Origin of the sequence: Enterobacter cloacae complex sp. ECC445 (assembly GCF_021892025.1) — a bacterium.
Taxonomy (GTDB): Bacteria; Pseudomonadota; Gammaproteobacteria; order Enterobacterales; family Enterobacteriaceae; genus Enterobacter; species Enterobacter chengduensis.
The window spans coordinates 67,280-84,149 of the sequence record NZ_JAKLRZ010000021.1 but is presented as its reverse complement, the minus strand read 5'-3'; the positions used below and the strand labels follow the sequence as shown (position 1 = coordinate 84,149).

At 59.5% G+C, this 16,870-nt stretch carries 17 protein-coding genes and 1 riboswitch; of the genes, 6 read left to right on the top strand and 11 right to left on the bottom strand.

Annotation, left to right across the window (positions count from 1 at the left end; genetic code table 11):
• Nucleotides 1–108 precede the first annotated feature (108 nt).
• The 3 genes from L6R44_RS16465 to L6R44_RS16455 are packed head-to-tail and all read left to right on the top strand — an operon-like array spanning nt 109 to nt 3,067.
• Nucleotides 109–870, top strand: a complete 762-nt coding sequence (locus L6R44_RS16465; protein WP_237424800.1) for an endonuclease/exonuclease/phosphatase family protein — start codon at nt 109–111, stop codon at nt 868–870.
• Nucleotides 867–2,105: a cardiolipin synthase ClsB gene (clsB, locus tag L6R44_RS16460; RefSeq protein ID WP_237424799.1), complete on the top strand. Its 1,239-nt coding sequence runs from the start codon at nt 867–869 to the stop codon at nt 2,103–2,105. The genes L6R44_RS16465 and clsB overlap by 4 nt, the downstream gene beginning before the upstream one ends.
• Nucleotides 2,105–3,067 carry a lysylphosphatidylglycerol synthase transmembrane domain-containing protein gene (locus tag L6R44_RS16455; protein WP_237424798.1) on the top strand — a complete coding sequence of 321 codons (963 nt, stop codon included), beginning with the start codon at nt 2,105–2,107 and terminating at the stop codon, nt 3,065–3,067. The genes clsB and L6R44_RS16455 overlap by 1 nt, the downstream gene beginning before the upstream one ends.
• 108 nt (nt 3,068–3,175) lie before the next feature.
• Here the strand turns inward: L6R44_RS16455 and L6R44_RS16450 are convergent, their stop codons facing one another.
• From L6R44_RS16450 to moaA, 6 genes are all read right to left on the bottom strand, one after another.
• Nucleotides 3,176–3,883 (bottom strand): Bax inhibitor-1/YccA family protein, encoded by a 708-nt coding sequence (locus tag L6R44_RS16450; RefSeq protein WP_032639005.1) that lies wholly within the window; start codon nt 3,881–3,883, stop codon nt 3,176–3,178.
• A gap of 64 nt (nt 3,884–3,947) precedes the next feature.
• Nucleotides 3,948–4,400: a molybdopterin synthase catalytic subunit MoaE gene (gene moaE, locus L6R44_RS16445; protein WP_237424797.1), complete on the bottom strand. Its 453-nt coding sequence runs from the start codon at nt 4,398–4,400 to the stop codon at nt 3,948–3,950.
• A 1-nt stretch (nt 4,401) separates the two neighbouring features.
• The gene (moaD, locus tag L6R44_RS16440; protein WP_237424796.1) at nt 4,402–4,647 is read right to left on the bottom strand and encodes a molybdopterin synthase sulfur carrier subunit; all 246 of its coding nucleotides are present in this window, start codon (nt 4,645–4,647) and stop codon (nt 4,402–4,404) included.
• On the bottom strand, nt 4,640–5,125 hold the full coding sequence (gene moaC / locus L6R44_RS16435) for a cyclic pyranopterin monophosphate synthase MoaC (protein ID WP_008501142.1): 486 nt from the start codon (nt 5,123–5,125) through the stop codon (nt 4,640–4,642). The genes moaD and moaC overlap by 8 nt, the downstream gene beginning before the upstream one ends.
• Before the next feature lie 3 nt (nt 5,126–5,128).
• Nucleotides 5,129–5,641: a molybdenum cofactor biosynthesis protein B gene (gene moaB, locus L6R44_RS16430; RefSeq protein WP_032638997.1), complete on the bottom strand. Its 513-nt coding sequence runs from the start codon at nt 5,639–5,641 to the stop codon at nt 5,129–5,131.
• A 24-nt stretch (nt 5,642–5,665) separates the two neighbouring features.
• Nucleotides 5,666–6,655 carry a GTP 3',8-cyclase MoaA gene (gene moaA, locus L6R44_RS16425; RefSeq protein ID WP_237424795.1) on the bottom strand — a complete coding sequence of 330 codons (990 nt, stop codon included), beginning with the start codon at nt 6,653–6,655 and terminating at the stop codon, nt 5,666–5,668.
• A riboswitch (molybdenum cofactor riboswitch) is annotated at nt 6,643–6,777 on the bottom strand. Its footprint overlaps the gene before it by 13 nt.
• Before the next feature lie 225 nt (nt 6,778–7,002).
• Here moaA and yvcK point away from each other — a divergent pair.
• Nucleotides 7,003–7,911 (top strand): uridine diphosphate-N-acetylglucosamine-binding protein YvcK, encoded by a 909-nt coding sequence (yvcK, locus tag L6R44_RS16420; protein ID WP_032638993.1) that lies wholly within the window; start codon nt 7,003–7,005, stop codon nt 7,909–7,911.
• 486 nt (nt 7,912–8,397) lie between these two features.
• Here the strand turns inward: yvcK and uvrB are convergent, their stop codons facing one another.
• A complete protein-coding gene (gene uvrB / locus L6R44_RS16415) occupies nt 8,398–10,413 on the bottom strand; it encodes an excinuclease ABC subunit UvrB (protein ID WP_237424794.1) in 2,016 nt (671 codons plus the stop codon).
• Between the two features lie 752 nt (nt 10,414–11,165).
• Here uvrB and L6R44_RS16410 point away from each other — a divergent pair.
• A complete protein-coding gene (locus L6R44_RS16410) occupies nt 11,166–11,888 on the top strand; it encodes an ABC transporter ATP-binding protein (protein ID WP_032638989.1) in 723 nt (240 codons plus the stop codon).
• Here the strand turns inward: L6R44_RS16410 and bioD are convergent.
• The 4 genes from bioD to bioB are packed head-to-tail and all read right to left on the bottom strand — an operon-like array spanning nt 11,851 to nt 15,478.
• Nucleotides 11,851–12,552 (bottom strand): dethiobiotin synthase, encoded by a 702-nt coding sequence (gene bioD, locus L6R44_RS16405; protein ID WP_237424793.1) that lies wholly within the window; start codon nt 12,550–12,552, stop codon nt 11,851–11,853. The two genes, L6R44_RS16410 and bioD, sit on opposite strands and share 38 nt — an antisense overlap.
• Nucleotides 12,545–13,300, bottom strand: a complete 756-nt coding sequence (gene bioC / locus L6R44_RS16400; protein ID WP_237424792.1) for a malonyl-ACP O-methyltransferase BioC — start codon at nt 13,298–13,300, stop codon at nt 12,545–12,547. The genes bioD and bioC overlap by 8 nt, the downstream gene beginning before the upstream one ends.
• Nucleotides 13,284–14,441, bottom strand: coding sequence for an 8-amino-7-oxononanoate synthase (gene bioF / locus L6R44_RS16395; RefSeq protein WP_237424791.1), 1,158 nt, complete (start codon nt 14,439–14,441; stop codon nt 13,284–13,286). The genes bioC and bioF overlap by 17 nt, the downstream gene beginning before the upstream one ends.
• Nucleotides 14,438–15,478, bottom strand: coding sequence for a biotin synthase BioB (bioB, locus tag L6R44_RS16390; protein WP_032641628.1), 1,041 nt, complete (start codon nt 15,476–15,478; stop codon nt 14,438–14,440). Before bioB ends, bioF begins: the two co-directional genes overlap by 4 nt.
• Nucleotides 15,479–15,564: 86 nt before the next feature.
• Between bioB and bioA the strand changes: the two genes are divergently transcribed.
• The gene (bioA, locus tag L6R44_RS16385) at nt 15,565–16,854 is read left to right on the top strand and encodes an adenosylmethionine--8-amino-7-oxononanoate transaminase (protein ID WP_442876508.1); all 1,290 of its coding nucleotides are present in this window, start codon (nt 15,565–15,567) and stop codon (nt 16,852–16,854) included.
• Nucleotides 16,855–16,870: the final 16 nt, after the last annotated feature.

Genomic DNA, 16,870 nt, shown 5'->3' with positions numbered 1-16,870 from the left:
CTGCTTAATCAGACTACCGCACTTTACGGAAAATTCCGTAACGCCGCATCTTTTTGTGACGCCGACTACACTTTATTTTCATTGGGATAGTCACTCAGGAAGGGGCTTATGACTCAAAAAATGCAGCATTTCTCGCTTAAGGTGCTGACGATAAACATTCATAAAGGCTTCACGGCATTTAACCGCCGCTTCATTTTACCGGAGCTGCGCGACGCGGTACGCACCGTCAGCGCCGATATTGTCTGCCTGCAGGAGGTGATGGGCGCACACGAAGTCCATCCGCTCCACTTTGAGAACTGGCCCGACACGCCGCACTATGAATTTCTGGCCGACACCATGTGGAGCGATTACGCCTACGGCCGCAACGCGGTCTATCCGGAAGGCCACCACGGCAACGCGGTGCTGTCCCGCTACCCTATTGAATATTATGAAAACCGCGACGTTTCCGTCGGAGAAAGCGAAAAGCGCGGCCTGCTTTACTGCCGCATTACCCCGCCCGACCTTGAGCAGCCCATCCATGTCGGCTGTGTTCACCTTGGCCTGCGCGAGGCCCATCGTCAGGCGCAGCTGAATATGCTGGCCGACTGGGCCAACGCGCTTCCCGAAGGTGAACCGGTAGTGGTAGCGGGCGATTTCAACGACTGGCGGCAGCGGGCAAACCATCCGCTGAAGGTGCAGGCCGGGCTGGAGGAGATTTTTACTCGCGCCAACGGCAGGCCTGCGCGCACCTTTCCGGTCCGTTTCCCGCTGCTCCGGCTTGACCGTATCTACGTGAAAAATGCCCACGCCAGCAGCCCGACCGCCCTGGCGCTCCTCAACTGGCGACATCTTTCCGACCATGCCCCGCTCAGCGCGGAGATCCACCTATGAAATGTTCCTGGCAGGAAGGCAACCGGATCTCGCTGCTGGTCAACGGCGACGAGTATTACCCGGCCGTCTTTAAGGCGATTGATAACGCTAAGCAGAGAGTGATCCTCGAAACCTTTATCTGGTTCGAAGATAACGTCGGCAAACAGCTGCACGTCGTGCTGCTGCGCGCCGCCCGACGCGGCATCAAAATTGAAGTGCTGCTGGATGGCTACGGCTCGCCGGACCTCAGCGACGGTTTCGTCAATGAACTGACCGCTGCGGGCGTGGTGTTCCGCTACTACGATCCCGGTCCGCGCCTGTTCGGCATGCGGACCAACCTTTTCCGCCGGATGCACCGCAAAATTGTGGTGGTGGATGAGACGGTGGCGTTTGTCGGCGGCATTAACTACTCCGCCGAGCACATGTCCGACTACGGCCCGGAAGCGAAGCAGGATTACGCCATTCGCATTGAGGGCCCGGTAGTGCAGGACATCGTATTATTCGAACTGGAGAACCTGCCGGGAAAAGAGGCCGTTCGCCGCTGGTGGAAACGCCGCCATCGCCCGGAGGAGAACCGCAAGCCCGGCGAAGCGCAGGCCCTTTTCGTCTGGCGCGACAACGGCGAGCACCGGGACGATATTGAACGCCATTACCTGAAGATGCTCGCCAACGCGAAGCGCGAAGTGATCATTGCTAACGCCTACTTTTTCCCGGGCTATCGCCTGCTGCACGCCATGCGCAGCGCGGCCCGGCGCGGGGTACGGGTGAAGCTGATTGTGCAGGGCGAGCCGGATATGCCGATCGTCAAAGTCGGCGCGAGGCTGCTGTATAACTACCTGGTCAAAGGCGGCGTTCAGATCTACGAATATCGCCGCCGACCGCTGCACGGCAAAGTGGCGCTGATGGACGATCACTGGGCCACCGTCGGATCCAGCAACCTGGATCCGCTGAGCCTGTCGCTCAATCTTGAAGCCAACCTGATCATTCACGATCGCCAGTTTAACCAGACCCTGCGGGACAACCTGCAGGCGCTGATCGTTAACGACTGCGTGCGCGTGGATGAGTCTATGGTGCCGAAACGCACCTGGTGGAACCTGGGCATCAGCGTAGTGGTGTTCCACTTCCTGCGCCATTTCCCGGCGATGGTCGGCTGGCTGCCGGCGCATACGCCGAAGCTGGCGCAGGTCGACCCGCCGGTACAGCCCGAAATGGAAACCCAGGACCGCGTTGAGGCGGAAGACGGAGGCAAACCCTGATGTCGAAATCACATCCGCGCTGGCGGCTTGCGAAAAAAGTTCTTACCTGGGTGTTCTTTATTGCGGTCGCCGTTCTGCTGGTGGTTTACGCCCAAAAAGTTGACTGGGAAGAGGTGTGGAAGGTCATCCGCAACTACAACCGGATGGTGCTGCTGGGCGCGGCAGGGCTGGTTATCGTGAGTTATCTGATGTACGGCTGCTACGACCTGCTTGGCCGGGCATACTGCGGCCACAAGCTGGCTAAACGCCAGGTGATGCTGGTGTCGTTTATTTGCTACGCCTTCAACCTGACGCTGAGTACCTGGGTCGGGGGGATTGGCATGCGCTATCGCCTCTACTCGCGTCTCGGGCTGCCGGGCGGGACCATAACACGCATTTTTTCCCTGAGCATCACCACTAACTGGCTGGGCTATATTCTGCTCGGCGGAGTGATTTTCACCATCGGCGTAGTCCAACTGCCCGCGCACTGGTACATCGATGAGGCCACGCTGCGCATTCTGGGCATCGTGCTGCTGCTGATCATCGCCGCGTATCTGTGGGCCTGCGCCTTCGCTAAGCGCCGTCATATGACCATCAAAGGGCAAAAGCTGGTGCTGCCGTCGTGGAAGTTCGCGATGCTGCAGATGGCGGTATCCAGCGCTAACTGGATGGCGATGGGGGCCATCATCTGGCTGCTGATTGGCGAGGACGTGAATTACTTCTTCGTGCTGGGCGTGCTGCTGGTGAGCAGTATTGCGGGCGTCATTGTGCATATTCCTGCGGGGATCGGCGTGCTGGAGGCGGTATTTATTGCCCTGCTGGCCGGGGAGCATGTTTCTCAGGGAACGATTATCGCCGCCCTGCTCGCCTACCGCATGCTCTATTACTTCCTGCCGCTGGCGCTGGCAACGGTCTGTTATCTGGTGCTGGAGAGTCGGGCGAAAAAGCTGAGAGCGAAGAACGAGAAGGCGTTAGCGAAATGAAAGCCCCCTCACTCCAGCCCTCTCCCCTAAGGAGCGAGGGAGCAAAGACTGCACCGAGCAGTCCCCTCTCCCCTATGGGGAGAGGGTTAGGGTGAGGGGAATACAACCTTAACGACGGTTGCCGAAAATCCGCAGCAGCATCAGGAACAGGTTGATGAAGTCCAGGTAGAGCGTCAGCGCGCCCAGAATCGAGTATTTGCGCAGGTTTGAACTGTCGCGCACGTCAATTTGCTCGCCGATGTTTTTCAGCTTCTGCGTGTCATACGCCGTCAGCCCAACGAAGACCACCACCCCGATGTAGGTAATGGCCCACATCAGCGCGTCGCTCTTCAGCCACAGGTTCACCAGCGACGCCAGCACAATCCCAATCAGCCCCATAAACAGCATGCTGCCAAAGCCGCTCAGGTCACGTTTGGTGGTGTAGCCGTAGAGGCTCATCGCGCCAAACATTCCGCCGGTCACCACAAACGTGCTGGCGATGGAGGAGTAGGTGTAGACGATAAAAATACTGGAAAGCGTCAGCCCCGTTAGCGCCGAATAGAGCATAAACAGCGTGGTCGCCATCCCCGCGCTGAGCTTATGCACCAGACCGGAGAGCACGAACACCAGCCCCAACTGGGCGATAATCAGCCCAAAGAAGGTGATTTTGCTGGAGAAGATAAACATCATCAGTTCAGGCGTGTTCGCCGCATACCACGCGATAAACGCGGTAAGCAGCAGGCCGACCGTCATCCAGCCGTACACCTGAGCCATATACGTCTGCAGGCCGCTACGGGTCTGCTGTACTATTGAATCGGAACGCGGAAATCGGTCCATGATTCACTCCTGATTAAGATTAAGTAGACACACACCTTAAGATTAACACATCCACGTCAACCGACTACCAACGGCTGGCGGCTTGTTTATCGCTGTCGCGGGATTCGACCCAGCGATCGCCTTCCGGCGTCGCTTCGCGCTTCCAGAACGGGGCTTTGGTTTTGAGGTAATCCATAATGAACTCCCCCGCCGCGAACGCGCTGCCGCGGTGCGCGCTGGTCACGCCGACAAAGACAATCTCTTCGCCTGGCCACATTTCGCCGATGCGGTGGATCACCGTAACGCGCCCGAGCGGCCAGCGGCCTCGCGCTTCCTCCACAATCTCCGCCAGCGATTTCTCGGTCATTCCCGGATAATGCTCCAGCGTCAGCGCCTTCACGCTGTCGCCGAGGTTGTGGTTGCGCACCTTGCCGGTGAAGGTAACGACCGCGCCGTCTTCATCGCGTTCCGCCAGCCAGCTGTATTCTGTCCCCACGTTAAAACGCGCGGGACTCACCAGAATTCGGGTTTCAGCCATCTCAGCCCCCCGTGACCGGCGGGAAGAAGGCCACTTCATCCCCTGCGGCCAGCGGATGGCTGAATTCCACCAGCGTCTGGTTAACGGCGGCCAGCAGCTTGCCTTCGTCCAGCGCCAGCGCCCAGCGGTCGCTTTGCGCCGCCAGATGCGCGCGCAGGGCGGCAACGTTTTCAAAAGAGCCCTCCAGCGTCAGGCTGTCGGTATTCACCAGCTCGCGCACCTGGGCAAAAAAGAGCACCTTAATCATGGCTGTCCACCTTAAAATCACCGGATTTGCCGCCGCTTTTTGCCAGCAGGCGCACCGGGCCAATCACCATATCTTTCTGTACCGCTTTGCACATGTCGTAGATGGTCAGCGCGGCAACGGAGGCCGCCGTCAGCGCCTCCATCTCAACGCCGGTTTTGCCGGTTAAGCGGCAGAGTGACTCAATCCGCACGCGGTTGTGCTCCGGCTGCGCCTGCAGGTTTACTTCCACCTTGCTCAGCATCAGCGGATGGCACAGCGGGATGAGATCCCAGGTGCGCTTGGCGGCCTGAATGCCCGCGATGCGCGCGGTGGCAAAGACGTCGCCCTTGTGGTGACTGCCGTCGATAATCATCGCCAGCGTTTCCGGCAGCATGGTAACGAACGCTTCCGCGCGCGCCTCGCGCACCGTCTCGGCTTTGGCAGAGACGTCCACCATATGCGCTTCGCCAGCGGCGTTAATGTGGGTCAGTTGTGACATAGCTTATTTCTTTAAATGAGGATGAAAATTACACGGACGGGTACGGGCATCGAGCTGCGGGGCGATGATGTTTTCCCACGCGGTGCGGCAGGCTTTTGTCGAGCCCGGCATGGCGAAAATCAGGGTTTTGTTAGCCACGCCGGCAACGGCGCGCGACTGCAGCGTGGAGGTGCCGATCTCCTCAAAGGAGAGCATGCGGAACACTTCGCCGAAGCCTTCCACCTCGCGGTCAAACAGCGGGATCAGCGCTTCAGGCGCCTGATCGCCTGCGGTAAAACCGGTGCCGCCGGTGATCAATACCACCTGCACGTCATCGCTGGCGATCCACTGAGAGACCTGCGCGCGAATGGCGTAGCGGTTCTCCTTTACGATGGCTTTATCGACGATGTGATGCCCCGCGTCATGGGCCGCCTCGCGCAGCCAGTGGCCGGACGTATCATCCTCTTCGCCACGGCGGTCGGAAACGGTAAGGATAGCAATGCGTGTCGGGATAAATTCTGCGCTGACCTGACTCATCTTCTGATTCCTTCTTAAGACTGATTACCCGCCGATGTAGGACAGGTTCTGAGTAATGCCGGTATTGCCCTGATGCAGGAAGTGGGTCTGTTTTTTGTGCGTCAGCGCTTCAGAAATGCGTGCTTCAAGCGCGGCCTGCTGCGCATCGTTTTCAAGCAGATCGCGAAGGTCTACGCCGCCGTCGCCGAACAGGCAAAGGTGGAGTTTACCCACGGAGGAGACGCGCAGGCGGTTGCAGCTGGCGCAGAAGTCTTTCTCATAGGGCATGATAAGCCCGATCTCGCCTTCGTAATCAGGATGGCAGAAGACCTGTGCCGGGCCGTCGCTGCGCTGGCGGATCTGGTGGATCCAGCCGCGCCTGAGCAGCGCGTCGCGCAGCACCATGCCGGAGATGTGATGCCGACGGAAGAGTTCGCTGCCCTCGCCGGTTTCCATCAGCTCGATAAAGCGCAGCTGAATGGGACGGGATTTGATCCACGCCAGGAATGTATCGAGCTGATGATGGTTCACATCACGCATCAGCACCGTGTTGACTTTGACTTTTTCGAAGCCCGCCGTGAACGCGGCGTCGATGCCGTCCATGACCTGCTGAAATTTATCCTGGCCGGTAATGGCGTGGAACTGACGGGCGTCGAGGCTATCAACGCTGACGTTAATCGCCGTCAGCCCCGCATCGCGCCAGTTCGCCACGTCACGCGCCATGCGGTAACCGTTGGTAGTGACGGCAATCTGGCGGATACGCTCGTTTTCACGCACGGCGGCAATGATGTCGGGGAAATCGCGGCGCAGAGAGGGTTCACCGCCGGTCAGACGCACTTTTTCGGTGCCGAGCTCAGAGAAGGCGCGCGTAACGCGGCGCACTTCATCGACGGAGAGAAAGCCGTTATTGGTGACGCTGCCCGGCTTGTAGCCGTCGGGCAGGCAGTAGGTGCAACGGAAGTTGCACACATCGGTAATCGACAGACGCAAGTAATAAAACTTACGCGCGAAAGCATCAGTAAGTTGTGAAGCCATGTACACCTTTCCAGATACGGGAGGCACAGTCATTTCTTTCTGTACCCTGGTGGCACATTTGCCACGGCCAGAGCGCCATATCTTTCGACACAGGCACAAGGGCTAGAGTGTATGTTTTCAATGTTGAAAACGTGGTTAGAGCGATAGTAGCGCGGAAATTCTGACTGCGCCATTATCACTTTGCGCTATATAATCATCTATATAGCGATTCAATCCTGCATTTTCGCTACAGAATACCTAAAAATCGTATTTTCACATTGATATACGTCATTTTGCATCGGGTGAGGCATCGTCTTTTAGGGGTAGTTAGGTTACTGTTACGCGATCGAACGTGATAAGGAATACGTATGCGCAATCGCACTTTTGCGGATCTTGACCGAGTGGTCGCTCTTGGCGGAGGGCACGGCTTAGGCCGGGTGATGTCCTCGTTGTCTTCACTCGGCTCAAGGCTGACGGGGATAGTGACCACCACCGATAACGGCGGCTCAACCGGGCGCATTCGTCGTGCCGAAGGCGGTATTGCGTGGGGAGATATGCGCAACTGTCTTAACCAGTTAATTACCGAACCAAGCGTCGCATCGGCGATGTTTGAGTACCGTTTTGGCGGTAATGGCGAACTTTCCGGGCATAACCTTGGAAATCTCATGTTAAAGGCGCTGGATCACCTGAGCGTAAGGCCCCTGGAAGCGATCAACCTTATCCGTAATTTGCTCAAAGTGGACGCATTCCTGATCCCCATGTCTGAACAACCGGTTGACCTGATGGCAATCGACGCTGAAGGGCATGAAGTGTACGGCGAAGTGAATATTGACCAGCTCCTCGTGCCGCCAACGGAGCTCATGACCTATCCGGCCGTGCCCGCCACGCGGGAAGCGGTGGAGGCCATTGGGGAAGCGGATCTTATCCTGATCGGTCCGGGCAGTTTCTATACCAGCCTGATGCCCATTCTGCTGGTGAAAGAGCTGGCGCAGGCGCTGCGCCGCACCCCTGCCCCGATGGTTTATATCGGCAATTTAGGCCGTGAGCTGAGCCCGGCGGCGGCGAGCCTGTCGCTGGCAGACAAACTGAGTCTGATGGAGCAGTACGTCGGCAAGAAAATCATTGACGGTGTAGTCGTGGGCCCGAAAGTAGATGTGTCAGGGATTGGCGATCGTCTGGTGGTGCAGGAGCCGCTGGAGGCCTCAGACATTAAGTATCGCCACGACCGTCACCTGCTGCGCGAGGCGCTGGAGAAAGCGATTCAGGCGCTGGGCTAGGAATCCCCACAAAATAATACCTGCACGGACAACCCCCTCTCCCTTGAGGGAGAGGGCTGGGGTGAGGGTGAACATACGGCTGAAGTGGTCATTCCGTTCACTTTATGTTCCTTGCTACTCTGTAAGGACATGACCGGTGAACGTGCCAGGGTGGCTCAATCGCCACCACCCTGGCGACCCGGGCTCACGGCGGTAAATCGCCGCTTCGCGGTGCCCTCAGCTCATTCCTTCCGGCTTGTCGGGGACGGGCGGAGGTAACGTCCCTGTAAAGCCCGCCCTCTCGGCGCATCCATGCGCCTCGCCCCGGCCTACAGGAAACGCCTCAGCGATTTACAGCCGGACCAGGGCATCGCTGTAAGCCATTCATTTTCCTGAAATCACATGCATCGCTTCAGGTATAAAATTACTGGGGATTTCTCACCCCACAGGGAGAGGGAAAACACCCAGCCCGTAAGCCCGGTAAGCGCAGCGCCACCGGGCAAGAAGCTACGATGCCGCAATAAACAAATCCCGCAGCTGATGAAGCTGGTCGCGGATCTGCGCCGCCTCTTCGAACTCCAGGTTCTGCGCGTGCTGCATCATCTGCCCTTCCAGCTCGTGAATTTTCTGCTGCAGCGCCTTCGGCGTCAGTACGACGGTATCTTCTTCCACCACTGAACGCGCCTTGCCGCGGCCTTTCGTTTTGGTTTTGGCAATGTTCTGACCGAGCGCCAGAATATCCACCACCTTCTTGTTCAGCCCCTGCGGGGTAATGCCGTGCTCTTCGTTGTAGCGCTGCTGTTTCTCGCGGCGGCGCTCCGTTTCGCCGATCGCTTTCGCCATCGACGGGGTGATTTTGTCGCCGTACAGAATCGCTTTGCCGTTGACGTTACGCGCCGCGCGGCCAATGGTCTGGATAAGGGAGCGTTCAGAACGCAGGAAGCCCTCTTTATCCGCATCCAGAATCGCCACCAGCGAGACTTCCGGCATATCCAGGCCTTCTCGCAGCAGGTTGATCCCCACCAGCACGTCAAACTCGCCCAGACGCAGGTCGCGGATAATCTCCATGCGCTCCACGGTATCGATATCGGAGTGCAGATAACGCACCTTCTCGCCGTGCTCTTCGAGATATTCGGTCAGGTCTTCCGCCATACGCTTAGTGAGCGTGGTCACCAGCACGCGCTCGTTGATGGCGGAACGGGCGCGGATCTCAGAGAGCAGATCGTCCACCTGCGTGGCGACCGGACGCACCTCGATAATCGGGTCCAGCAGCCCGGTCGGACGCACCACCTGGTCAACCACCTCATCGCCCGATTTCTCCAGCTCGTAGTTGCCCGGGGTGGCCGAGACGTAGATGGTTTGCGGCGCTAACGCCTCAAACTCTTCAAACTTCATCGGACGGTTATCCAGCGCTGACGGCAGGCGGAATCCGTACTCCACCAGCGTCTCTTTACGCGCCCGGTCGCCGCGGTACATCCCGCCGATCTGCGGGATCGTGACGTGGGATTCGTCGATCACCAGCAAACCGTCTGCCGGAAGGTAATCAAACAGCGTCGGCGGCGGCTCGCCCGGCCCGCGCCCGGAGAGGAAGCGCGAGTAGTTTTCGATGCCGGAGCAGTAGCCCAGCTCGTTCATCATCTCAAGGTCGAACTGCGTGCGCTGGCTGAGGCGCTGCTCTTCCAGCAGCTTATTGTTCGCCAGCAGCACCTTACGGCGCTCGGCCAGCTCCACTTTGATCTCTTCCATTGCCTGCACGATACGCTCGCGCGGCGTCACGTAGTGCGTTTTCGGGTAGATGGTGAAGCGCTGGATCACCGACTCAACGTGTCCGGTTAGCGGGTCGAAGAGCGACAGGCGCTCGACCTCTTCGTCAAACAGCTCGACGCGCAGCGCCATATCGTCCGATTCCGCCGGGAAGATGTCGATCACCTCACCGCGCACGCGGAAGGTGCCGCGCTGGAAGGCCTGATCGTTACGGGTGTACTGCAGCTCGGCCAGTCGACGCAAAATCGCACGCTGGTCGATGATCATCCCCTGCGTCAGGTGCAGCATCATCTTGAGATAGAGATCCGGATCGCCCAGACCGTAGATCGCCGAAACCGACGCGACCACAACCACATCACGACGCTCCAGAAGCGCCTTGGTGGCCGACAGTCGCATCTGCTCGATGTGTTCGTTCACCGAGGCATCTTTCTCGATAAAGGTGTCAGAGCTCGGTACGTACGCTTCAGGCTGGTAGTAATCGTAGTAAGAGACGAAGTACTCCACGGCGTTTTCCGGGAAGAACTCTTTCATCTCACCGTAGAGCTGCGCGGCCAGGGTTTTATTCGGCGCCAGCACCATCGTTGGGCGCTGGAGATCCGCAATTACGTTGGCGATGGTGAACGTTTTACCCGAGCCGGTTACCCCCAGCAGCGTCTGGTGCGCCAGCCCGTCTTCCAGCCCCTCTTCGAGACGACGGATCGCCTCAGGCTGATCGCCAGAAGGACGGAAAGCAGAATTCAACTTGAACGGTTTACTCATGGGCGACAACCTGATGACGTTATAAGCGGCAGGTGAGTAATTTTACTCGTTGTTGCCAGGAATGCCAGTAAAAAACACTGGATGAAAAACCAGTAGCATGTCAGGATATTTAGCGTAGCGCCTGAATGATTAGCGCGATAGCGGCCAAAATTTGGACTGTGACAACATAAAACACCAGTCAGGTCAGGTTATCCCCAGAACTTTTTCTTTTTTAACATTTGTCAAGCCAGGTAATGATAGTTTTGTGGCAACGGGTGACGCTTTCATGACGGGAATTGCTTTTATCTAAGTAATTAAATATTAAACGATATTTTCAAAAGCCGCGTTTCGCGTCAATTTGGTTGAAAGCCGCGTCTTCTCTCGCTTATCGCGTGTTTTCTAACTCTAATGCACATGGTTATCCACAGGAATAGTGGATAACTGCTTCCAGCCCGTGCGGAGTGGCGCTCGGCAAATTCCCGGGTTTTCCCACGAGACGGCAGGAAAAAATTTTTATAGCTCTTTTTTGCTGATTAACAGTTGCCTCATTCATAACCAACCGATGCGATCTTGCTCACATTTCCATCAATTCTGCCGCTGCACCACAACCCGACATCGCCAGCACCGTCAATGTGCACTCCCGGCTTTTTTAAGCCCTTCTCCGGTGACCTATTCCTAAAAAAGCCGTTTTTTTAAGCACATTTCGGTTTCTGGCAGGGGTTTTGCAGACTCAAACCCGAGCCTCACCTACACACATTTTTAAGGAGAGAAAGATGTTGAGTCTGCGTGCTGTGAATCAGTTTTACGGAAGCCAACATACGCTATGGAACGTGAATGTGGACTTTCCGCAAGGGATGTGTACGGGCGTCGTTGGCCTGCCGGGGATGGGGAAAACCACCCTCATGAACTGCATCGCCGGGAGAGTGCCCGTCGAAAGCGGCAGCATCATCTGGCACGAGGCGGGGGCCCCGCCGCGCGATTTGCTCAACCTGCCGCCAGAACCGCGTTCAGGGCCGGGGATAGGCTATGTCCCGCAGGACAGGCGGATCTTCTCCCAGCTGACGATTGAGGAGAATCTGCATATCGCCATGCGGGCGATGGGGAAACCCAACCCGGAAGCGAAAAGTGACGTTTACGACCTGTTTCCGACGCTCTACGCGCTGCGACAGACCCGCGCTAACGCGCTCTCTCCGGACGACCAGTATCAGCTGGCGCTGGCCAATGCGCTGGTCAACCGTCCGCACCTGCTGATCCTCGATGAGCCCCTGCACGGCGCAGGATACAGCTTCGCCCAGAAGCTGGGGCAGCTGCTGGTGCGCTTAAACCGGGAGTTGGGTATGACGGTGCTGTTAGCGGAGCAGCAGCTGTCGTTTATCCGCCGGGTGGCGGACCGTTTCTGCCTGCTCTATCGCGGGCGTAACGTGGCGCAGGGCCACGTTAACGAGCTGGATGACGAGCTTATCGCTCACTGGATGTCGCGGGAAGCAAGGCGCTGAGATCGAGATAACGCCCGGTGTCGGCCTTTTCCACGCCGTCAGCCAGCCAGGGGATCTCCCCGAGGCACGGTGCGGGCAGGACGCGCCCGAGCGTCGCCAGATATTCCTGGTGTCGTTTACCCGGCGCAACCACGTCGTTGGCTATCCAGCCCGCCAGACGCAGCCCGGCCTGCCGTACGGCCTGCGCGGTCAGCATGGCGTGGTTAATACAGCCCAACTTAACGCCGACCACCAGAATGACCGGAAGCCGCTCGGCCTGCACCCAGTCAGCAAACGTCTGCGTGTCCGAAAGGGGCGTAAACCAGCCGCCTGCCCCCTCCACCAGCACCCAGTCGGCCCGGCTTTCCAGCGTTCGTAATCCGGCAGACAGCACGGCGAAATCAATCGGACGTTCTTCGTCGGCGCTGATAATGTGCGGCGAGGTCGGCTCGGCAAAGGTGTACGGGTTCACCGCGGAGTAGGCAAGCTCAAGGGTACTGTTGCGCTGGAGCGCCAGGGCGTCGGTATTGCGTAGCCCCTCCGCCGTCATCTCGCTGCCGGAAGCGACAGGCTTGTATCCGGCGGTATTTTTCCCGAGCCGTCGCGCCGCCTGCAGCAGCGCCGAGCTGGCAACCGTTTTGCCCACTTCCGTATCCGTGCCGGTGACAAAATAACGTTCAGTCACGTTCGATAATCCCATGAAAAAGTTGATAAGAGAGCGGGAAATGCCCCCGCTGCTGCGGCCAGGCCAGCTCCAGCCGCTGTAGCTGTCCCCGGGTCAGCGGCTTTTTCTCCCGCCCGGCGTGCAGGTGCGTGGCGCCGATGCCCTTCAACGAGCGCATGGCGCTAAGCGCATCGCCAAAATTGAGGGTGATGGTCTGCACCGTGCTGCGGTAGCGCCAGCCTGCCAGCGCCTGCGTCACCTGCTCGTGCGATAAAAAGCGGTTAGCGTGCGGCTGTTCGTCCACCGCTTTCCACGCCTGATTCAGCTCCGGCAGCGAACTTTCCAGCAGGGTGGTAAAGGCCACCTTCCCGCCCGGCCGCGCCACGCGATACAGCTCGCGTAAGGCCTGCGGCAGGCTGCTGCACCACTGCACCGCCAGATGACTCCAGACCAGATCGAACTGCGCATCCCCCAGCGGGATCGCCTCGATATCGGCCTGCAAATAGCGATCTGCTGCCTGCCCCTGACGCGCCACGTCAAGCATCCGGTCCGAGAGATCGATAGCCGTCACCCGGCTTCCCGTCCCGCGCCAGTAGCGGCTATTGCTGCCTGGACCACAGCCGGCGTCGAGCACCTGCGCAAAGCGGTTCTCGCCAAGCGCGGCCAGAAGCCCCTCCGCGCTCTGGCGCTGCAGGTCGTCGTGCTGCGAATAGCTCCGGGCGGCCCGACCAAAGGCCGCCGCGACGGCCTGCTTATTCACCGGCATCATGGAGCGCCTCCAACAGAGTCTGGATATCGCGCGCTTCATGCGCCGCCGTCAGGGTTAAGCGCAGCCGCGCCGTGCCCGGTGGGACGGTGGGCGGGCGGATGGCGGTCACCCACATGCCGCGCTGGCGCAGCGCCTGTGCCAGGGCCAGCGCGCGGCCGTTTTCGCCGACAATCACCGGCTGGATGGCGCTTTGGGAATCGGGGCTGCGGAAGGGTAATTCCGCTAATCCCTTGCGGAAGCGGGCGATATGCTCAGCCAGACGCTGGCGACGTTCATCCCCTTCCGCGCTGCGGATCACCGCCAGGGACGCAGAGAGCGCCACCGCCTGCGCCGGGGGCATGCTGGTGCTGTAGATCAGGTGTCGGGCAAACTGCAGGAGGTAGTCGGCGACGGACTCGCTGCACAGCACGGCGGCGCCGCTGGCGCCAAAGCCCTTGCCGAAGGTGACGATCAGCAGCTCCGGCTTGACGTTTTGCTGATGCGCGCTGCCGCGGCCTTCGTCGCCCATGACGCCAATGCCGTGGGCATCGTCCACCAGCAGCCAGGCGTTTTGCCGCTTAGCGGCCTCGTGCAGCGCGGCAAGCGGCGCGCTGTCGCCGTCCATGCTGAACACCCCTTCCGTGACCGCCAGCTGTTGGCCGTCGCAGGGTTTATCCAGCAGCGCAGCCAGCTGTCCCGCATCGTTATGGGCAAAGCGGCGCAGCTGGGCGGGGCTCAAATTTGCCGCCTCCAGCAGCGAAGCGTGGCTGAGTCTGTCGGCGACAATGCGATCGTCCTTCCCCATCAGGGCCGTGATGACCGCCTGGTTGGCGGCAAAGCCGGAGATAAAGAGCAGCGCGCGCGGGTAGCCGAGCCAGTCGGCAAGCGCCTCTTCCAGCGCCTGATGCGCCGTGGTGTAGCCGCTGACGTGTCCCGAGCCGCCGCTGCCCACGCCAAACCGCTCCGCGCCCTGCTGCCAGGCGCGGACGATGGCCGGATGCTGGCTCAGCCCGAGGTAATCGTTGCTGGAAAAATTGCAAAACTGCCGCCCCTCGCGGGTAAGAAAACGGCCCGCGCCGTTTTCCACCACCCTGCGGACGCGAAACGCCTCTGCCGCCCTGCGTCCATCCAGCGCGGTATTAATTCGTGCCTGCCAGGTCATACGGCTGCCGCGTTGTAGAACTGGTCGGTGTCGGCGTTAAAAATCTGCTGCTCCAGCTGCTGCTGTTGCTCGTTATCGCCCGTCAGCACCTCGGTCTGATGCGGGTTCAGCCCCAGCTTGCGGAACAGCTGCACGTCTTTGTCCTCTTCCGGGTTCGGCGTGGTCAGCAGCTTGCAGCCGTAGAAGATCGAGTTGGCCCCGGCCATAAAGCACATCGCCTGGGTTTGCTCGTTCATCTGCTCACGACCGGCAGAGAGGCGCACGAAAGAGGTCGGCATCATGATGCGCGCCACCGCGATGGTGCGGATAAAATCAAACGCATCCACGTCGTCGTTATCCGCCAGCGGCGTGCCTTTGACCTTCACCAGCATGTTGATCGGCACGCTTTCCGGCGGGGTCGGCAGGTTCGCCAGCTGCAGCAGCAGACCCGCGCGGTCTTTCACCGTTTCGCCTAAGCCCACGATGCCGCCGGAGCAGACCTTGATCCCCGCGTCACGCACTTTATCCAGCGTGTCCAGACGCTCCTGGTAGGTACGCGTGGTGATGATGTTGCCGTAAAACTCCGGCGAGGTGTCGAGGTTGTGGTTGTAGTAGTCCAGACCCGCCGCGGAGAGGCGCTGCGCCTGCTCGTCGTTCAGCGTGCCGAGCGTCATACAGGCTTCGAGGCCCATCTCCTTGACGCCCTTGACCATCTGCTCCAGATACGGCATGTCGCGATCGTGCGGGTTCTTCCACGCCGCGCCCATGCAGAAGCGGGTTGAGCCCGCGTTTTTCGCCTTGCGCGCGGAGTCGAGCACCTGCTCGACTTCCATCAGGCGCTCGGATTCGAGACCGGTTTTGTAGCGCGCGCTCTGCGGGCAGTATTTGCAGTCTTCCGGGCAGGCGCCGGTCTTGATTGACAGCAGCGTGCTGACCTGAACATGGCGGGGATCGAAGTGCTGACGATGCACCTGTTGGGCTTCGAACATCAGCTCAAGGAAAGGTTTGTTGAATAATTCAGTAACTTGCGACATCGTCCAGCGTGCGTGGTGAGCCATCGGGCTTCTCCAAAGGGTTTTGTTAATTTTCGGTTCGGTTTATACTCGTAAACCTAAAACTTTTCAAAATGGTTTACAAGTCGATTATGACCCAGGACGATCTCGCCTTCGACAAGCAGCATATCTGGCACCCTTACACCTCCACGACCCGCCCTCTTCCCGTCTACCCGGTGGCCTCCGCCCACGGCTGCGAGCTGCACCTCGCCAGCGGCGAGCGGCTGGTTGACGGGATGTCCTCCTGGTGGGCGGCCATTCACGGGTACAACCACCCGCGCCTGAACGCGGTGATGAAGGCCCAGATTGACCAGATGTCGCACGTGATGTTTGGCGGGATCACCCATCAGCCCGCGGTGGATCTATGCCGCCGTCTGGTGGCAATGACGCCTGACTCGCTGGAGTGCGTATTCCTGGCCGACTCCGGCTCCGTGGCGGTGGAAGTGGCGATGAAGATGGCGCTGCAGTACTGGCATGCGAAGGGCGAAGCGCGCCAGCGGTTCCTCACCTTCCGCAACGGCTATCACGGGGATACCTTCGGGGCGATGTCGGTGTGCGATCCGGACAACTCCATGCACAGCCTGTGGAAGGGCTACCTGCCGGAAAACCTGTTTGCTCCGGCCCCGCTGAGCCGCTTCGACGGCGAGTGGAACGAGATGGACATGGTAGGCTTCGCGCGGCTGATGGCGGCGCATCGTCACGAGATTGCTGCCGTCATTCTTGAACCGATCGTGCAGGGCGCGGGCGGCATGCGGATGTACCACCCGGAATGGCTGCGGCGCATCCGCAAGATGTGCTACCGCGAGGGCATTCTGCTGATTGCCGACGAGATCGCCACCGGATTTGGCCGCACCGGGAAGCTGTTTGCCTGCGAACATGCGGGCATTGCGCCGGATATTCTGTGTCTGGGCAAAGCGCTGACCGGCGGCACCATGACGCTCTCGGCCACCCTCACCACCCGCCACGTTGCCGACACCATCAGCGACGGCGAGGCGGGCTGCTTTATGCACGGCCCGACGTTTATGGGTAATCCTCTCGCCTGCGCCGTCGCCAGCGAAAGCCTTGCCATTCTGGAAAGCGGCGAGTGGCAGACGCAGGTGGCGGCGATTGAGGCGCAGCTGAAAGACGAGCTGAGCGCCGCCTCGGGCACCCATTTTGTGGCGGACGTGCGCGTGCTGGGGGCCATCGGGGTGATTGAAACCACCCATCCGGTAAACATGGCGGCGCTGCAGCGCTTCTTCGTGGACCACGGCGTCTGGGTGCGGCCTTTCGGCAAGCTTATCTACCTGATGCCCCCTTACAGCATTGCGCCGGAGCAGCTGCGTAAATTAACCGACGCGGTTGTAACAGCCGTTAACATTCCCGCGCATTTCGTGATTTAACCCGATGCATTACACT